The following is an 18,173-nucleotide window of genomic DNA, read 5'->3' as shown; positions in this document are numbered from 1 at the left end:
CGATTAAAAAACAATATAATTCAACACCTGTCTAAATAGATCTTTCTTGATCAAAATTGATCTCCCCTGGCGCCTGTTTATCTTCTTTTTAACAATACAAACTTCAATTCCTTCTAAGTTCTTTTATTATATACGAAAAATCAATCATTAAAGATTGCACCTTAACAAAAAAAACGCAGTAGCTTTTTAGCTACTGCGTTTCAAAGCAGATTACATCTGCCAGATTCAATGTTTAGAATTTATCCCAGAACAATTTCTTTTCCACGTCGTCACCACCAAGGGCAGCTGCCGCAGCGTCAACATTAGCTCTGTTCAAAGTATATTCACTGGTCACATAAGTAATACGCAAAGGAATACCACTTCTTGCTTCATTAGCTGGTTGCAAGGTTGGGTAATCCAGGCGTCTCCACTCCGTCCACGCATCATAGCCTCTGTTATAAAGTGCGATGTACTTTTGCTCGCCAATCTTTTGTTTGAAACCTCCTGCAGCTGTCGCATAGGCAACATCCGGTCTTTCCAGATAAGTAGCCGCGCTCGCAGCTGTACCACCCCATGAGGTGATTGAAGCAGTGATTGCATTGTTATAGTGCGTTGCAGCTGAGCCCGCAATACCCCATCTTTCAGCCGCCTCAGCAAGGATGAACTCAACCTCTGCGTAATCCAAGAGAACAGCAGGAAAATCTGTTTCGGTAATCCGGTCTGCTGGTTTAGATAGATCTGCAAAGCTGTTATTTACACCTTGCGCACCACCAAGATAAGCGCCGCCCACGGTTGTAAAATAGAACGGCCTTCTTGGATCATTTTTAGCATTCATCTTGTCGATGATCGTCTTGCCTGCAACATAATCCTGTCTGCTGGTTAAGATAGGGTTGGTGTTATTTGAAATTGGGTTGTTATTAGGTGTTGAGCCCTGATATTCAAAAATGGCATTATCTGCATTGCTGGTAAACCCTTTATCGAAAGAAGCCTGAATTGCTACACGGGCAGTTGCATCGTCTGCATCAGCTACCGTGATCGCTAGCTTCATTTTCAAGCTATGACCAAATTTTACCCAGGCGGTTGCATCACCACCGTAGATTAAATCCGCACTACCAAAGGTTGCGTTCGCTGGCGTTAACTGCGCAAGCGCTGCATCCAAACGTGTAAACAGGTCTGCATAAATTTCAGCAGCACTATCATACTTTGGCTTATTGATATTGATATCTAAAGCCTCTGAGTAAGGAATGTCACCCCAGGTATTTACCAAAACTGACCAGGTGTAAACCGACATGATTTCAATCTGTGCAATTCTGTTTGCCTTAACTTCTGGTGTCAAAAGAGCATCCGCCTCGGTTAGCTTTTTTGCTTCATTCAAGTCCTGAAGTACTTCACGATAGAAGGGTGTCCAGTAGTTTAAAGGAATGTTTCTCGACGTGATGTCATATCGAGGCTCATCCTGATAAGTGGTTGCAGCCCATTGCTGCGTCCAAAAACGGAAGTTGTTGATGTTAACACTTGGAGTTGCCTGGTTATCAGAAAATGCTTTTAGGGCATTTGAAAACAGGGAACTTGCCGAAACCGCCTGCGGGTTCTTTTGATCTATATTATATTCTTCCAGATTCTTTGCACAGGATGCTAAAAGCAGGACCGGCAACAGGAACATTATTAGTTTTTTCATAATTGTAAATTTGATAAGTAGGATTAAAATCTGAATTTGAAGTTAAATCCAATTGTTCTAACAGCAGGATATGCACCACTTTGATATCCTGAAATGTTACCAGAGCTTAAACCTGCTTCAGGATCTGAATAAGGAACATTTCCATGAATTAACCAAAGGTTACGTCCAACAAGTGAAACATCGATACCCTTAATAGCCTTATCTCCAAGGAACTTTTGTGGAACAGTATAAGTTAACGAAGCTTCACGTAATTTGATAAAACCAGCATCGTAGACAAATGCCTCCTGTGGATTATTGGAATAACCGTATGGCGTTACCGAGTTATCATACGCTTCAACCCTCACGGTGTTTGGCGTTCCGTCAGCTTGCACGCCTGGAAGGATCACACCACCACCGTTTGCAATAGGTACACGTTTTGGATTGCCAAGATCATTCAGGCCTGCACTTTCAGGATATAAACCTGTAGCCTGTCCATAGTATTGGTCAAGCGAGAATACACTTCCACCTTTTTTGATGTCAACCAAGAAGCTCAAACCGAAGTTTTTGTATCTGAAGTTATTCTGAATACCACCTGTCCAGTCTGGGTTGATGTCACCGATAACTTGGTTCGCAGGTCCGAATACATAGTATCCATCTTCACCCACAACCTTCTCGCCATTATTATAAACAAAGCCTCTACCTCTTAGCGTACCGAAAGGCTGTCCTTTCGTTGCATTCAAAGTAACACCACCTTGGAATGATCCTAATTGCAAGTTATCAGCGTCTTCATAAAGGTCAATTACCTTATTTCTGTTTCTAGAGAAATTCAGGTTTAATGTCCAGGAGAAATCTGTTGTTCTTACCGGTAGTACGAATGCCGAAACCTCAAAACCCTGGTTTCTTACTGTACCGGCGTTCACCCATTTGTTTCCATATCCGGTCGCAGTTGAAATGTTAACTGCCATGATCTGGTTTACAGAGTTCGAACGATAGTAACTTAAATCAAATCCAAAGCGACCCTGGAAGAAGTTCGCTTCCAAACCAGCCTCAATACTTTTCGTACGCTCAGGTAATAAATCCGGATTGTTTTTGCTGATCGGCATTGAAGTCAATGGATTGCCATTAAACAAAGGATTGATGTTATAGATATCATAAAGACTTAATGCCGCTGCATCGCTACCTACTTCAGCGTAGTTCAATCTTGCTTTACCATAGCTTAACCAGGTCGATTCTTTCATCAAGTTCGAGAATACAAAACTACCTGCAACTGATGGATACCAATAGGTATTATTATTAACCGGCAAAGTTGTTGATTGGTCACGACGAATAGTACCGTCTACAAAGAAGGTTTCTTTATAACCAAAAGTAGCACTTGCAAAATAACCATCTACAGCTACTCTGGAGAACTGCTCAACTGGCGCATTGATCGGACTTGCAGAATTTGCCAGGGAATATAGTCCTGGAATTACCAAGCCGCCATTGGTTACAGCCGAGATAGAGGAAAGGTCTTGTCTTCTTAAGTTGCTTCCTAATAAACCACGGAAAGTTAAATCTTCAGAAATGTTCTTGTTGAAGTTAACGATCAAATCGTAGTTGGTTTCAGAGAATGATCTGTTGTATCTAAAATATTCAGATACATCTGCACCACCAACTGCAACGCGCTCTTCCTGCATCTCATTTGAACCATCATAAGTAACTCGGCCCATCACGTCTAACCATTCCAATGGTTTCCAGGTTACAGCAACATTACCGAAATATCTATCTCTCGAATCATTCTCTACGTTGTTGTAACGTGTCCAATATGGGTTGTTAGAATAAATTGGACGGTTAGCGTTGATGTTTGCCCAGTTCCAGGTTTGGTTTTTACCTTCTCTTTCAAAGGCAGCTTTTTGTTCTTTGATGTCAACGTTGGTCTGCCACCATTGTCTGAACTGTTGATTCGGGTTATCACCACTATAACCAGTTCCATATCGGCCAAGGCCGGTGATTCCGGTATAGTTGGCTGAGGCACTTACCGTCAGGTTTTTGGTGATGTCGTGGTCACCTGAAACATTAAAGATATTTTTAGTGATCTTACTGTTTGGCAAAACACCAGTTTCATCATTTCTTAAGTAACCGAATTTAAAGGTTGTCGCATCGCTACCACCTGCAACGTTCACACTGTGTGAGGAGTTTACACCAGTTTTGTAAAAATCTGCAGGCCCGTTCTTAGCAGCAACCCAAGGCGTTGCCTGTCCGTAAGTTGGAGAAGCAGGATCAAAAGCATCCCATTGGTAAACTAAAGTATTAGGATTAAATGCCGCACCATAGGAAGCATCTTCAGTAAAAGGCGTAACTAAACTTCTTCCATTGCCAAATACATCATTGTACCAGAAATTTCTGTCTGGTGAGGCATAACCTTCAGGCTCGCCATCAGCATTCAGCGAGTATTCATTCACATAACCCGCTCCGTATTCATTCTGATACTTCGCAAAAGTCTTTTTGTCAATGTTACCAAACTGAACACCCGTATTTACGGTAATACCTAAAGAGTTCTTTTTACCTTTTTTGGTTGTGATCATGATCACACCATTTGCAGCTCTTGAACCATAAAGTGCAGTCGCAGCAGCACCTTTAAGTACGTTCACAGACTCGATATCATCTGGGTTAACGTCAGCCGCCGCACTTCCGTAGTCAAATCCACCTGTACCTTGCTGCTGTCCGCTGCTGTTTGTAATCGCATTACTGATTGGAATACCATCAATAACAAACAAAGCCTGGTTATTACCTGTTAAAGATTTGTAACCACGCATAACCACGTTGGTCGATCCACCCATCGTATTAGATTGTGTAATGTTCAAACCGGCAACTTTACCAGATAAGCCATTCACGAAGTTCGCATCCCTGGTACGGGTAAGATCTTCTGCTTTAACTTCCTGAGCTGCATAAGGCAATTCGTTTTTGTTACGACGAATACCTAAAGCGGTTACAACAACTTCAGATAATGCCTGAGCATCGTTATCCAAAGCTACGTTAATCACATTTCCAGATCCAATGGTTACGGTTTGCGTAACAAATCCAATGGACGAGAATTGAAGTACATTGGCAGTTCCTGAGGTTTTGATCAAGAATTTACCGTCAGAACCGGTACTTGTTCCAACTGATGTACCCTGCAGACGAACAGAGACACCCGGTATAGGTTGTCCGTCTTCTTTGCCTGTTACTGTACCAGTAATCGTCCGTTCCTGAGCCATCGCAGACACTGCGAGGAACATCATTAAGAACAAACTTTGTAGTAGTTTTTTCATAAAGTAGGTTTTTAGTTAGTCAATAATTGCCTAATATATAGGTTTTTACGCCGGGCGACAAGCGTTTTTTAACATATTTTAACAATGACAAGTTTCAAGGACATCTTTCGAAAAGAGAAACTCACCGAAAATATGCTACACACCTCGATATTAGCAATAGATTAACTAACTAAAACCATATTGTTATAAAATTATGTTTTGTGCCAAAATTTATCCTTAAATCTGCTATTTATCCCACCAAACTGGCTCATATATTGGAATAGTTCCAGGATAGTTCAAATTTGTCGTAATCTCCGTATTTGGATACAACATTCTTAAAGGCATCCTGCCCGCACCAATGATTGAAGCGGCAGATGTAACCAGAAATTCCGGATATCCGGTCCTTCGCCATTCCGTCCAAGCTTCAAATCCCTGAAATCCACACATCGCATAATACTTCTGTGTAATGATCGCCCGGATATTACCTGCAGGGGTTCCAGGAAGCTTTGCATCCGGCGAAGCAGCGATATAAGCTGCAGCAGCATCTGGAATACCCACGGCATCAAAACTGGCCTCAATACCAGTGTTAAACAGGCTCGTTAGATTTGCTGCCGATCCGCCCCAACCCCGGGCAACGGCTTCTGCCTGCAGGAAGTAACTCTCCGCAGCGGAGATCAATTTAACCGGACTTACTGCCGATGCAGGATCTACCGCATTTCCACCCACCAGGGCTGAAGGCGAGGAAACATCCTTGCCGCTATTCGCCCGATAACTGCCTTGCGGTATATATGCTACTGTATCCACCGCTGATGAAGGATCTGGAAAGACATCATAATAGCGCTGCAACCTTGGATCATTATTCCGCATAAACTGCCGAACCGCAGTTCCACTTGCCACCAGGTTCTGGGTTCTGCCTAAACCAACCATCTCATTGTAGAGCGGGTTCTCATTACCCCCTGTGGTGGAATATTCGATACTTGCATCTTGGTTCAGAAACGGCGCCCCGGAGTTAAATAATGCCGCAACACCGGCCTGTGCCTTTGGAGCATCCACCTGCGACAACCTCATGTAGGCCCTAAGCTTTAGCGTGTTCGCAAATGCCGTCCAAAGCACCACGTCTCCCTGAAAAAGCAGGTCCTGCTCACCAGGATCGGTTGCATTCGGTGTACCCAGGTCTGCAAGTCCAAGATCAATGTAACGGAAGATACTATCATAAACCACCGCCTGTGCATCGTACTTCGGACTTCCATACTGGCTTGCGTTCAAGGCCTCCGAAAGCGGTATGTCTCCATAGGCATCGGTAGTTAGTTGAACCGTATAGGCTTTAAGTATATAGGCCATGCCTCTGATTCGTTCATTATTTGGCGTGCTACTGTTAATGATGGTCTGTGCGTTCTGCAAAGCATTACGGTAGGTAATCAACCATGGCCGGTCGTATGCTGTATTGGTAACATTATACTGCTCTAATGATCGATACTGAGAGGAAGAAGGACTTTGGGTCCAGTATTGCGCCCAAACGTTGCCATTGATCTGGTAATTATTACCGACCAGTTGTCCTACAGCAGCTTGCACGGTTGGCAACAACAATACCGGCGTAGCAGTACTCGGATTATTTGGATTCTCGTTTACATCCAGGAATTTTTTACATCCACTGAAAGTCAGGAGCCCGATAATGAACAGGGCTAAAATTTCTTTAGGTATATATAGATATCTAGTTTTCATAGGAAGCTGAATTAAAATGAGACTCTTACGTTAAGTCCAAAATTGCGCACCGAAGGCAAAGCGGTATAATCGAAGCCCTGTGCATTTCCCGCACCTGCCGAGTTTACTTCAGGATCTGCGAATTGGTTTTGCTTTGGTGTCCAGATAAACAGGTTATTGCCGAACACGCCAACAGTCAACTCCCCGAAAGGACTCTTCTGCAGCTGTGCTTTGCTAAAGGTATAGGCTAACCCTAGTGAACGGAGTTTCACAAACGAGGCATCCACCATGTGTTGACCTGCAACCAGGTCAGAATAATAATCCTGCTTGTTATACCCAATATCGGTATTAACCACACTATTGCCATTCTCATCAAGATAAACCGAGTTTGGATAGATTACACCGATACGATCACCCCCCGTTTCTGCGGAAGTTCCGGTAAAGCCCATGATGTCTCGTGTCCTGGAGTAAAATACACCACCTTGTTTGGTATCAAAAAGGAAGTTCATCGAAAAGTTTTTGTAACGCACATTTCCGCCCAAGGACGCTTGATATTTAGGATTGTAACTGCCCAGATACTCCGCTGCTGAACTCGGCAATGGGATACCGGTTTCTGGATCTACAATCGTCCTGCCCTGATCATCGGTAGCATTGGTTACCGCGTAAAACATACCGTAGGGCATGCCTTTAGCAGCAACGATCGACATACCCGAGTAACCGCCCACGGTTACCTGTTCAATGCCGGGCAACAAGTCAACGACCTTACTCTTATTTCTGGTATAAGTAGCAAATAACTCTACGGACAGACCTGTACTTGTGCGCAGCGGTGTTCCTCTTAAACTGAGCTCGATACCTTTATTCTGTATCTCACCGGCATTAACCACACTAAAGCTGTATCCGGTAGAGTTCGGGATCGGGATACTCAGGATCTGGTTCTTGGAATTGTTAGCATAATAACTCACGTCTACTGACAAGCGGTTCTTTAAGAACCCCAATTCTGCACCGACTTCAAAGGATGTTGTTTTTTCAGGTTTAAGGTTTGGATTTCCGATCGTGGTGCTGGACATCAATCCGGCCACGTTTCCAAAGGGAAAAGTTGTGCTGCCGAAGCCACCAAGGATTTCCGCCCTTGAAAACGTAGTCATGAGTTGATATGGCTCCGGATCGTTACCTACCTGCGCATAGCTGGACCTGATCTTTCCGTAATCTAAGAAGTTGGCGATTGAACTTTCTTTTAAAAGTTCAGAGAATAGGAAGGATCCGCTTACACTTGGATAAAAGAACGAGTTGTTGGCATCTGGCAAGGTAGAAGACCAATCATTACGTGCGGTGGCCTCAAAAAATAACATGTTTTTGTAAGCCAAGTTTAAATCTGCATAAAGGCCTATTAAACGTCTGGTAGTAAGATTATCTACCTGAACATTGACCGGGCCATTACTATTTGCCAGGTTGTAGTAGCCAGGAACCACCAACCCGCCGCTGGCATTTGTGGAAGTCAGGTTACGGTTGGTGTTGCGGATACGAATGTTATTACCCACCATCAATGAGCCTTCCAGATCATCACTAAACTTGTGACTTCCGGTGATCATCAAATCATGAATAACTTCGTTAACATTCATTAGGTCAATTTCATAGGCACCATTACTGTTTTGTAAGTTACCGGCATTGTAATTCCCCGCTTCATCTGCCGGGAAAAAGTTGTACTTAGGGGTGATGGATCGCCTCCGGTCACTGTAAGTGTCTACCCCTAGACGTTCTTTAATGTCCAGCCAGCCGTTCGGCTTATAGCCGATATTGAAATTACCGGTTAAACGGTTTACATCATTGAAGTTGTCGTAGTTCTCCAGGATCCAGTACGGGTTCATGTTGTAAGCACCATAGAACCCATATAGGTCATCATGCTTAATGCCATCAGCGGTTGTAATGCCATAACCATAATACTTATTGTTCAGATCCTTCATGTCACTCAATGGGATGTCCCTTGGTGTCTGCAACACGTTGTTATATACCGAGCCACCACCTTGTCCGCCACCAACCTGATTGCTGTTGATCTTGAAATAGTTGAAGGAAATACCCGCATAGAACTTATTGTTAAACTCTGTGTTACCATTAAAACGTACACTGTAGCGGTTATAAACGTCTTTGTTGCCAGGAAATATGCCATCTGAGTTCACCGCATTCAAGCCCAGATAAAAGCTTGTTTTTTCACTGCCACCAGAGAAGCTTAAGTTATTATCTGTAGAGAAACCTGTGTTGAAGAAATCCTTGATGTTGTTTTCTACGGCTGAATATGGTTTCATCTGCCTTACCCCATCAATCATCTGACCCCACTCCTGCATCTCACCGGTAAATGGCGCACCCCAGCTCCAGTTCTCTTTAGGATCATTGATATAGGTCGCAGTTTTACCATCAGGTAAGATCTCGTCGTAATAGCCTTGTCCGTATTGATTCTGGAAATCCGGCATCTTCAAGATCGAGGATGCAGAATTTGAGGTACTGAAAGTAATTTCGGTCTTTTGGGCACCTTTGGTACCGCTTTTCGTGGTGATGATCAACGCACCGTTTGATGCTCTTGATCCATAAAGTGCAGCCGCAGCAGGACCTTTCAAAACGGTCACAGAGGCGATATCATCCGGGTTGATGTCATTACCGCGGTTACCGAAGTCTACACTGGCTAAGCTCGAAGGACCTCCAATCACACTGGAGTTGTCGATTGGGATACCATCAATTACAATGAGTGCCTGGTTGTTTCCAGAGATGGAAGATCCACCCCTTAGTACTACACGGGAAGAGGCTCCAGGCGTATTCGAAGTCGTAGTGATGTTCACACCGGCTACACGACCATTGATGGAGTTAATAACACTGGGCTGTTGTCCCTGGTTCAATTCTTCCGTGTTGATCACCGGCGCAGAGTAGCCCAGGGATCTTCGTTCCCGCCTGATGGCATTCGCAGTAACGACCACTTCGCCAAGCGACTGTGCACTGCTGGTAAGTTGCACATTTACTACATTGGAGGCACCTAAGGTTACTGGCTGTGTATTGTATCCGATGGAACTAAAATCCAGGCCGGTGGCTCCAGCAGGAACTGTAATAGAGTATTTACCATCACCTGCGGTTTGTGTTCCGCCTTGTGCGCCTCTGATTCTGATGCTCACCCCTGGAATCGGTGATCCATCCTCGCTATCCGTCACCGTTCCAGTGATTGTTCTTCCTTGCGCGGCAGCACCGACCGCAAATGCAAAGATCAGGAACAAACTAAGTATTAATTTTTTCATAGGGATGTATTTAGGTTGTATGATCAATTGGAAATTCGTCAAAAAACAATCCACAACAGCCCAACCAACACACGTGTAAATACCTGTTTTTCAATATGTTGATGTAATTAAAAAACAGATAACAACAAGAAACTCCTCTTTTGCGAGATCAAAAAGTTGAGCCTAATAGTTAGAAATTTTAAGTATAGTTCTATGGTGTTTTCTGGCGTTTGAGTTGGTGTTTGGTTTTATCGACAGAATTAGGTTAATAATCCAAACCTTTGAATAGATTATTATATATAATTTTACTGCGCAAGTCCTAAGTTTATGAGCAATATCGATTCTATATATACCCGTTTTCTTCAAAACCCTCTTATCTGCACAGATACTAGGGCAATAGAACCTGGATGCCTCTTTTTTGCTTTAAAAGGAGATAAGTTCGATGCAAATACCTTTGCTGCAAGCGCACTGGAGGCTGGTGCCGCTTATGCCATCATTGACAATCCAGAATATGCCACTAGCGACCGCTGCATTCTGGTAGACGACGTCCTTACCACCTTACAGGAACTGGCACGGTATCACCGCAGCCAACTTACCATTCCTGTTATCGGATTAACCGGCAGCAATGGCAAAACCACAACAAAAGAGCTGATCAACGCGGTACTTAGTACTAAATTCAAAACACTTGCAACCAAAGGCAACCTGAACAACCACATCGGGGTACCATTAACCGTACTCGCTATCGGCACTGATGTAGAAATTGCCATTGTCGAGATGGGTGCGAACCATAAAAAAGAAATTGAATTTCTATGCAGCATCGCTCAGCCTACGCATGGCTTGATCACAAACATTGGCCATGCACATCTTGAGGGTTTTGGCGGCTTTGAAGGGGTAAAAATTGGTAAATCAGAGCTCTACAAGTGGCTTGCCGCCGCTCAAGGCTATACCTTTATATATAAGGATAACGCAATACTCCTGGAACTGGTTCAGCAAACAGGACTTAATGAAGTCGTTTTCTACGGTACGGACCCTATGAACCGCGTTTCAGGTAATCTGGAGCAATCCGATCCGTACTTGCAGATTTCCTGGAGCACGGCGGGAAAGCAATATCACACCAAAACAAACCTCACAGGTACCTATAACTTCGAGAATATTCTTGGTGCAATCTGCATCGGCGATTTCTTCGGTGTCTCTGCAGTTGAAATTAATCAGGGACTGATGACCTATCAACCCAACAACAACCGCTCACAGCTTACCAAAACAGCAAGCAACCAGGTGATATGCGACTTCTATAATGCCAATCCAAGCAGTATGGAGGCGGCTTTAAGAAACCTGAAAGCACTAACAGCTGACAAAAAGGTTGCTATAATTGCAGATATGTTTGAGATGGGTGAAGCTTCTGCTGAACAACATCGGAAAGTTGCAGAACTTGCCGAAAGCCTGAACCTCGATGAGCTGATCTTGATCGGAAAAGATTTCTACGCGAATAAAGAAGGTTTAAAAGGCACTTTTTTTGAAAATACTATGGCTGCAAAAAATCATTTGGAGCAGCATCCGGTTAAAGACAGCCTGGTGTTACTTAAAGGTTCCAGGGGAATGGCTTTAGAGCAACTATTACCTTTATTATAGGCTAAAGCTGCTCAATTTCTTCAGTAGACAGGTCGGTGAATTTAGCAATTTGGTCGATCGGGAAACCTTCTTTCTTCATCTTCAAGGCGATGTCCAAAGCTTTTTTGTGCTCACCCTCTGCAAGTCCCTCTGCCATTCCCAGTTCTTTCGCCGTAGACACAGCGTACTCCATCACACTCTCATTATCCCACTTGTATTTCAGACTTTGATCATACATCGTTTTTTCCTCCTTCGTCAGATTTGAATATTCAGCGATCTCGAACAGTTTTTCAAAAATGGGCTTCCGAAAGTAAACCGGAATCTTATGCATTTTACTCATATTCTTGAGTACATAAAACCACTTCTCCAGATCCGTTTCTAAACTGTCTTCTGTTTTATCAAATTTACTTAATTCAATATAAGTATATCCAAGTTTGTTATAAAATACTTTACCGGTATCCCTGTTACACAGGCAAATATCATGCAAGTACTGCAAGCTCGGTACATCCTCTAAGCGGAAGTTCTCCAGCAGCGCAATTAAGTAAACCTCTGAGATGTTATAGCCCCAGGCCGCACGGTCTCCTTTTGGTGCCTGCTCACTAATGAGCCTTGAGGTATAGAATAACGCCCGCTCCTTGAAGCGCGTCTGCCTTGCTCTTTGTACTTCAATCAATATCTGTTCGCCGTTTTCGCCGGTACAAAGCAGATCAAAGATTGCTGAACCCTCATGTTTTAGATCACCTGGATGCTCATTTTTATTAAAAACAAGATCAACAATGTGCTTTCGTCCTCTAAATACTGCATTGAGAAAAGCGAGTAACAAGTCCTTATTAGGTTCCGTACCAAAGATCTTCTTAAATGCAAAATCAACTAAGGGGTCGATGTACTTGCCTACTTTGGGCACAAGAGGTTTGCTCATACTTAAAGATAAGCATTCATCAAACCGAAAACAACTGAAAGGAAATTGTTTTAACTTTTAGTATGAAACTGTAATGCCAGCATCACTGACTTCCTTAAGCGGATTGTCGCGCATATTCTGCTCAATCTCCAACTCGTACTTTCCATTCGCAGGGAAATGGTAATTGGTTAACATGTTCAGCTTGTAAGTAAACAAGTTTCCTGAACCCGAACCCAGCCACTGCCCATCCTTTTCTGCAAGCTTATATTCAAACCTGCGGGTCATTTTCTGCTGTCCCGGCGCCTTGATATGCAGCAACACAAAGATGTTGGAGTAGCGGTAATCTGCGGTATGGCGGAGCTTGAAATACACCGTATAGGGCTTAGTATGATCTGTGATCTCTATGCTTGCTTTGACCTTATTCACGTAACTCCAGTTGCGTTTAGGCATGGACACGTTAAGATCTGCCAGGTTATTTGTATCGCAACCAATGGCTGCGATACAAATAATGGCTATCAATAGAAAATACTTAATCTTATTCATCTTTAGGCTTATCCTGGGCCGGCTTCCTTCTTCGGTTATTCCTGTTTCTGTTGTTCCGGTTGCCTGCAGGTTTTGCTCCAGGCTGCCCTTCAGCAGCTGCAGCGCCCGGTAAGATCACCAGACCAGGCTCTGCCAAAGGCATATCAACCGTGTTCTTTTTCGGATCTGGACGTCTTTGTTCCGGCCGTTTACCCTCAGGTCTTTTCCCGTCCTGCGGTCTGCCTTCACGACGCTTATTTTCAGCTTTAGGAGCATCAGTACGTGCTTGATCAGGCTTTTTCTGCGCATCATTTGCATGACGCTGCTGAACCGCACGTGGAGGACGTTCCTGTTTCTTATTATTGTTATTACGCTGATTCTTATTCCTTGACCGGTCATCCAGGCGGGTTAAACTATCCTGCCCAACAACATTCTCGTAATCCAGCACCTTTTCAACTGGTTTTGAACTCGCCAGTTCAAAGGCTTCCTCTTTAAGGTTAACCGGTTTCTGACCCTTTTTATTCATGGCCATGATCTCTTTCACGCGATCTACCTTCAATGGTATCCAGTCTTCCGCATTTGGATAGCTGAACCACATGATCTTCTTGAAAATATCGGTCTTTTGGTGACGGGCAACGCCAATCTCCGTTTGCAGACTGTCTATACGATCCGGAATATCCTTCAGGGCATCCAAATAGGTATCAAGCTCATAGTTCAGGCAACACTTCAGCTTACCACATTGCCCGGCCAGCTTTAAAGTATTTAAAGACAGGTTTTGATACCTTGCCGCAGCGGTAGATACGGTTTTGAAATTCGTTAGCCAGGTAGAGCAGCAAAGCTCACGGCCACAAGAGCCGATACCGCCTAATCTTCCAGCTTCCTGACGCATACCGATCTGACGCATTTCGATGCGGATCCTGAACGTCTCCGCCATCTTTTTAATCAGTTCACGGAAATCTACCCGTCCTTCTGCAGTATAGAAGAAAGTCGCTTTGGTCTTGTCGCCCTGATAATCTACGTCACTGATCTTCATCGATAAACGCAGATCCAGCGCAAGTGTGCGGGCCTTGTGCATGGTTTCCCATTCTAAGCCTTTGGCAATTTTCCATTTTTCAACGTCTGCTTCTGTAGCCTTACGGTACACTTTTCGCGTTACCTGATCCATGTTGGTCTTACGGCGTTTCATCTGCATTCGTACCAGCTCACCGGTCAAAGACACGTGACCGATATCGTAACCGCCAGTAGGGCCTTCAACAGCCACCAGCTCACCAATTTCCAGATATATGTTCTCGCTGTTTAGAAAAAATTCTTTCCTTGCACCTTTAAATTTGACTTCGATTACTTGAAACGGTATATAATTGGAGGGCATGTCCAGGTTGGACAGCCAATCGTAAACTTCTAATTTCTGACAACCTCCAGTAAGGCAGGAGCCATTACTTTTGCAGCCAGAGGGGGCGCAACCGCCACCTGTAGAACAACTTCCACATCCCATAGTTAATTATATATATATTGAGTCCCTTTCGGGAACGATTTAAATTTTATTGTTTTTACCAACTGCAAAGATACATCTAAAAAGAGTATTTTCGGGTTGGCATTCCGCTCGATGTGGTAGTGCGCCAGCTCCAACTCCGAAATAATGGCATCTGCCATGTTCAGATCGAGCACGTGGGTACTTAGCTTTCGAGCCGTATCCAGGGTACGTGGCGGCAATTTTACCAAGGCGTCCGCACCACTCAGCAGCAGGCTGCATTCCCTCAAAAAACTGATGCCATAGCGTAGAAAATTCTTTTGATTCTCCCGCCCCCAGGACGCAGCTTTATCTACAAAACCCATCATTCCAGGTACATCACCTTTGAAACCCATACGTAACCAATCTGCAAACAGCTCAGCATTGTTGTTGGCCGCATTTTCGACCAGCAAACGCGCTTCAATGAGGTTTCCGTCTGCCAAAAAGCTGTATTCTGCAGCCTGCTCGGCTGGCAGTTGATGCTTTTCCATCAGGTATTCCTGGATATCTTCATCTGAAAGTTTAGGCACCTTGGTGATCTGTGTTCTGGATAAAAGCGTAGAAAGGATCTGGTCCTGATGGTTGGCCACCAGAATAAACAAGGTATTTTCAGGTGGTTCCTCAATGATCTTCAACAGTGCATTTGCACCCCGGTCCAGATACTCCGGAAGCCACATAATCAGTACCTTAGTGTCACCTTCAAAAGCTTTATAACTTAATTTTTTGATGATATCGTGACACTCTGCAATGTTGATGTTCGCTTGCTTATTCTCCGCATTTAACCGGGCCCGCCAGCTATTCATATCCACGTAAGGGTCCTGAAGCAACATTGTCCGCCATTCTTCAAGTACATCTACCGCCACCCGCACATCTTTAGATGCGAAAAACGGGTAGGAGAAATGCAGATCGGGATGAATGTAGCGTTCATATTTCCTGCAGGAAGAACAAGTACCGCAACTATCTGTCGCTGTTTTGCTTAAGCAGTTAATGTATTGCGCATAGGCAATTGCCAATCCCAGCGCACCACTGCCATCACAGCTTAGAAAAAGCTGCGCATGACTGATCCGGTTCTCCTTTACGGTTTGAATCAAATGTTGCTTAACGGCTTGCTGACCTATGATATCTTTAAACTGCATTTTCTGCAAAATAGTGAATTTTTCAGGAACCTGTAGCATGCAGTTCGACCGGATTGGATCAGGTCGCGATCTTTTGTAAATTAAGCCTATAATAGAAAGAGATCTCCAAGGCGCTTGAAGCGCGGTTGAAACGTGTTTGCTACGTCTCCACACGTAGCAAACACGAAGCAACTACCTTGCAACGACGAAGCAAGTACGTTGCAAGGATTGATTTGGCATTAAAAAAGCTTCGTTATGCTGATCATCATATTTCTTGGCGTTCCCGGGAAGATCCTGGTATAATTATACCCGGCAATCCAATGCTTCTTATCCAGAATATTATTCATGTTCATGCCAAACCGAAGTTTATTCATCGTGTAATATGCTGCCAGGTCAACGGTGGTGTACGAAGGCAACTGCAGGGTAAATAGCTCTGTATTCCGTGCTGCGCTGTAGTTCATTCCGCCTCCAAAGCCCAGTCTGGACAGCTTGCCCTGGATAATGCTGTACTTCAGCCAAACGTTCGCTAAATGCTTGGGTGCATTTGCTTTCTGAAGGCCGACTTCTGCAGGTATTCCTCTGGTAATTACTGCTTCATTGTAGGCATAGTTTGCGTTTATAGACAGATTGCTCAAAATATTTCCAATAGCCTCAAGTTCAAAACCCCGCGACTGTTCAGCGCCACGTTGTCGTAGTAAATCAGGGTTTACCGGATCATTAGCGGTTACGAGCACATTGTTCTGACGTATCTGGTAAAAGGAAAGGTTTAGCGCGAGTTTATCGTTGAAGAAGCCGCCTTTAGCACCAGCTTCGATCATATTGCTTGTAGAAGGATCAAATGGACCGCCATTGTTTGGGTTCGTGAAAGTAGAGGGACTTTGAGGCTGATATCCGGCCGTGTAGGTGCCATATAGGTTTATGGTTGAGGTAAGACTGTAAATCAGTCCAACCCTAGGAATCAGGGCTTGTTGGGTTACCTTTGACTCGCTCTGCAGATTGTGATTTGTAAAATCCGTATAAAACTCCTGTCTGAGGCCAAGCAGTACCTGCCACTTTTTAAAAGCAATCTGATCCTGCAGGTAGAAGGCATTGATCGTGTACTTGCTTGGTGCAAAGACCGTAGGACTAAATAGGTACTTGTCGGTGTTGCGGATCGGATACTGTACATTGTTCAAATCGAAGTGCGCTACGTTTGGCACCGGATCGCCAGCTTCATCAAGCAGGTAAGCCTGACTGTTTGCTGGATCAAAACTGGAGATTACACCATCATTGTTGGCATTCCGGTAACCTCTGGCAACATTCTGACTGCTGCCTTCAGGCCTGATTTGCTGAATATGGTCGTAGCCAAGCAAAAGGGTATGCTTGAAAATTCCATGGGAAACCTTCTGCCTGAAAAATCCATTGATATTATCAGACGAGATCTTCTGGAGTCTGTCAAACACCTGCATGGCCACCTTCGAAGGCACTTCCTGACCCTGCCCATCCACAGCAAAAACATTCGAGGTTCGATGTTCCAACAGCTTTTCATCCCAACCAAACTTCATATAGGAAAGGTTTAAAGACAGGTTTTCAGAGAAGTCGTGAGTTAGACCAGCATTCAACTGGAGATTTCGAACTTTATAGAAGTCATTGGGTGCAGCAATGGCCAGCGAGATCGGCGTAGCAAAGATGTCGCCAGCTGCACTGGCACCAAAAACCGGTTGTCCGCGGTCAATTTTACTGTTATTCTGACTGAATACCAGATCCACATTGATGGAGGTCTTTTCAGAGGGTATAAAGCTGAAAGAGGGGGCCAACATGACGTTTTCACTGAACTGCAGGCTACGAAAACTCTCCGCATTGCTGTACGCGGCATTCACCCGGAAAAGAATGGTACTGTCATTCACAAGTGGCCCGGTAACATCTGCTGCCGCGCGGATGGTGTTGAAGCTGCCTCCCGAAAAAGTCAAGCTGCTGCGCTTCTCAGCAAGCGGTTTTTTGGTTACAAAGTTTATGGTTCCACCAGGCACTGCGTTACCGAATAATGCAGATGCTGGCCCTTTTATTACTTCCACCCGCTCCAGATTGGCTGTAACCGGCTGGTCAAAATAACCAAATGCAGCACGTAGTCCGTTGATTAACCTGGGTTGATTCTCCCCGCTGCGGAAGCCACGGATCACAAGGTCATTGTAGTTTGAATACCGATTTACACCACTCATCATTTTGGTAACCTCCCAGGCTTTTTCCATTTGCCTGTCGGCAATAAGCTCCTTTGTCACAATACTTACCGCCTGTGGAACATCTTTCAGGTAGGTCGCTGTTTTTGTAGCTCCAAAGGTGTAGTCGCTTTTGTAAGAACTACCTTTTCGCCCGAGAATTTCAACCTGTTGCAGCCCAAGTTCGTCGGCACTGAGCATAAAGCCCAGTTCACTGACTTTCCCAGCTTCAATGGTAATCGTTTGTTGCAGGCGCTTGTAGCCAATCCCGGAAAGCCAGATAACATACTTACCTGGCTTCAATTGAGGGATGTTAAAATGCCCTGCGGCATTGCTGCTGATGCCCTCGTTGCTGTTTTCAAGCCTAATGTTGATGTCAGGCAAGGCTTTACCTTGAACATCTGTTACCCGGCCATTCAAGGAACCATTAAACGATTGCGCACGAGCCGTTATCATGCTCAAGAGCAACAA

Annotated in this window: 10 protein-coding genes; 1 reads left to right on the top strand and 9 read right to left on the bottom strand. The window is 44.4% G+C overall.

Features of this window, described 5'->3' with window-relative positions:
• Window positions 1-232: 232 nt before the first annotated feature.
• The 4 genes from AC5WJX_RS02680 to AC5WJX_RS02665 form a co-directional block, all read right to left on the bottom strand.
• The gene (locus AC5WJX_RS02680) at window positions 233-1,657 is read right to left on the bottom strand and encodes a SusD/RagB family nutrient-binding outer membrane lipoprotein (protein WP_494483245.1); all 1,425 of its coding nucleotides are present in this window, start codon (window positions 1,655-1,657) and stop codon (window positions 233-235) included.
• 23 nt (window positions 1,658-1,680) lie between these two features.
• On the bottom strand, window positions 1,681-4,923 hold the full coding sequence (locus AC5WJX_RS02675; protein ID WP_494483244.1) for a SusC/RagA family TonB-linked outer membrane protein: 3,243 nt from the start codon (window positions 4,921-4,923) through the stop codon (window positions 1,681-1,683).
• 225 nt (window positions 4,924-5,148) lie between these two features.
• The gene (locus AC5WJX_RS02670; protein WP_494483243.1) at window positions 5,149-6,624 is read right to left on the bottom strand and encodes a SusD/RagB family nutrient-binding outer membrane lipoprotein; all 1,476 of its coding nucleotides are present in this window, start codon (window positions 6,622-6,624) and stop codon (window positions 5,149-5,151) included.
• 11 nt (window positions 6,625-6,635) lie between these two features.
• Window positions 6,636-9,878 (bottom strand): SusC/RagA family TonB-linked outer membrane protein, encoded by a 3,243-nt coding sequence (locus AC5WJX_RS02665; RefSeq protein ID WP_494483242.1) that lies wholly within the window; start codon window positions 9,876-9,878, stop codon window positions 6,636-6,638.
• A 306-nt stretch (window positions 9,879-10,184) separates the two neighbouring features.
• Between AC5WJX_RS02665 and AC5WJX_RS02660 the strand changes: the two genes are divergently transcribed.
• Complete coding sequence (locus AC5WJX_RS02660) at window positions 10,185-11,486, top strand: UDP-N-acetylmuramoyl-tripeptide--D-alanyl-D-alanine ligase (protein WP_494483241.1); 1,302 nt, start codon at window positions 10,185-10,187, stop codon at window positions 11,484-11,486.
• 1 nt (window position 11,487) lies between these two features.
• On the opposite strand, the gene AC5WJX_RS02655 is transcribed toward AC5WJX_RS02660, so the two are convergent.
• The 5 genes from AC5WJX_RS02655 to AC5WJX_RS02635 form a co-directional block, all read right to left on the bottom strand.
• Window positions 11,488-12,384, bottom strand: coding sequence for an Rpn family recombination-promoting nuclease/putative transposase (locus tag AC5WJX_RS02655; RefSeq protein ID WP_494483240.1), 897 nt, complete (start codon window positions 12,382-12,384; stop codon window positions 11,488-11,490).
• 57 nt (window positions 12,385-12,441) lie between these two features.
• Entirely contained in the window at window positions 12,442-12,906 is a 465-nt protein-coding gene (locus AC5WJX_RS02650; RefSeq protein WP_494483239.1) for a gliding motility lipoprotein GldH, read from the bottom strand.
• Window positions 12,899-14,377, bottom strand: a complete 1,479-nt coding sequence (locus AC5WJX_RS02645; RefSeq protein ID WP_494483238.1) for a PSP1 domain-containing protein — start codon at window positions 14,375-14,377, stop codon at window positions 12,899-12,901. The genes AC5WJX_RS02650 and AC5WJX_RS02645 overlap by 8 nt, the downstream gene beginning before the upstream one ends.
• A 2-nt stretch (window positions 14,378-14,379) precedes the next feature.
• Window positions 14,380-15,528, bottom strand: coding sequence for a DNA polymerase III subunit (locus AC5WJX_RS02640; protein ID WP_494483237.1), 1,149 nt, complete (start codon window positions 15,526-15,528; stop codon window positions 14,380-14,382).
• Between the two features lie 218 nt (window positions 15,529-15,746).
• A complete protein-coding gene (locus AC5WJX_RS02635; RefSeq protein ID WP_494483318.1) occupies window positions 15,747-18,158 on the bottom strand; it encodes a TonB-dependent siderophore receptor in 2,412 nt (803 codons plus the stop codon).
• Window positions 18,159-18,173 lie beyond the last annotated feature (15 nt).

Source organism: Pedobacter sp. NEAU-ZC8, from assembly GCF_059278965.1.
This window is presented reverse-complemented; position numbering and strand designations above follow the sequence as displayed.

Bases quoted from the DNA above. Each gene is read 5' to 3' on its own strand.
- AC5WJX_RS02680 (WP_494483245.1), bottom strand. From the start codon at position 1,657: ATGAAAAAACTAATAATGTTCCTGTTGCCGGTCCTGCTTTTAGCATCC.
- AC5WJX_RS02675 (WP_494483244.1), bottom strand. From the start codon at position 4,923: ATGAAAAAACTACTACAAAGTTTGTTCTTAATGATGTTCCTCGCAGTG.
- AC5WJX_RS02670 (WP_494483243.1), bottom strand. From the start codon at position 6,624: ATGAAAACTAGATATCTATATATACCTAAAGAAATTTTAGCCCTGTTC.
- AC5WJX_RS02665 (WP_494483242.1), bottom strand. From the start codon at position 9,878: ATGAAAAAATTAATACTTAGTTTGTTCCTGATCTTTGCATTTGCGGTC.
- AC5WJX_RS02660 (WP_494483241.1), top strand. From the start codon at position 10,185: ATGAGCAATATCGATTCTATATATACCCGTTTTCTTCAAAACCCTCTT.
- AC5WJX_RS02655 (WP_494483240.1), bottom strand. From the start codon at position 12,384: ATGAGCAAACCTCTTGTGCCCAAAGTAGGCAAGTACATCGACCCCTTA.
- AC5WJX_RS02650 (WP_494483239.1), bottom strand. From the start codon at position 12,906: ATGAATAAGATTAAGTATTTTCTATTGATAGCCATTATTTGTATCGCA.
- AC5WJX_RS02645 (WP_494483238.1), bottom strand. From the start codon at position 14,377: ATGGGATGTGGAAGTTGTTCTACAGGTGGCGGTTGCGCCCCCTCTGGC.
- AC5WJX_RS02640 (WP_494483237.1), bottom strand. From the start codon at position 15,528: ATGCAGTTTAAAGATATCATAGGTCAGCAAGCCGTTAAGCAACATTTG.
- AC5WJX_RS02635 (WP_494483318.1), bottom strand. From the start codon at position 18,158: ATGATAACGGCTCGTGCGCAATCGTTTAATGGTTCCTTGAATGGCCGG.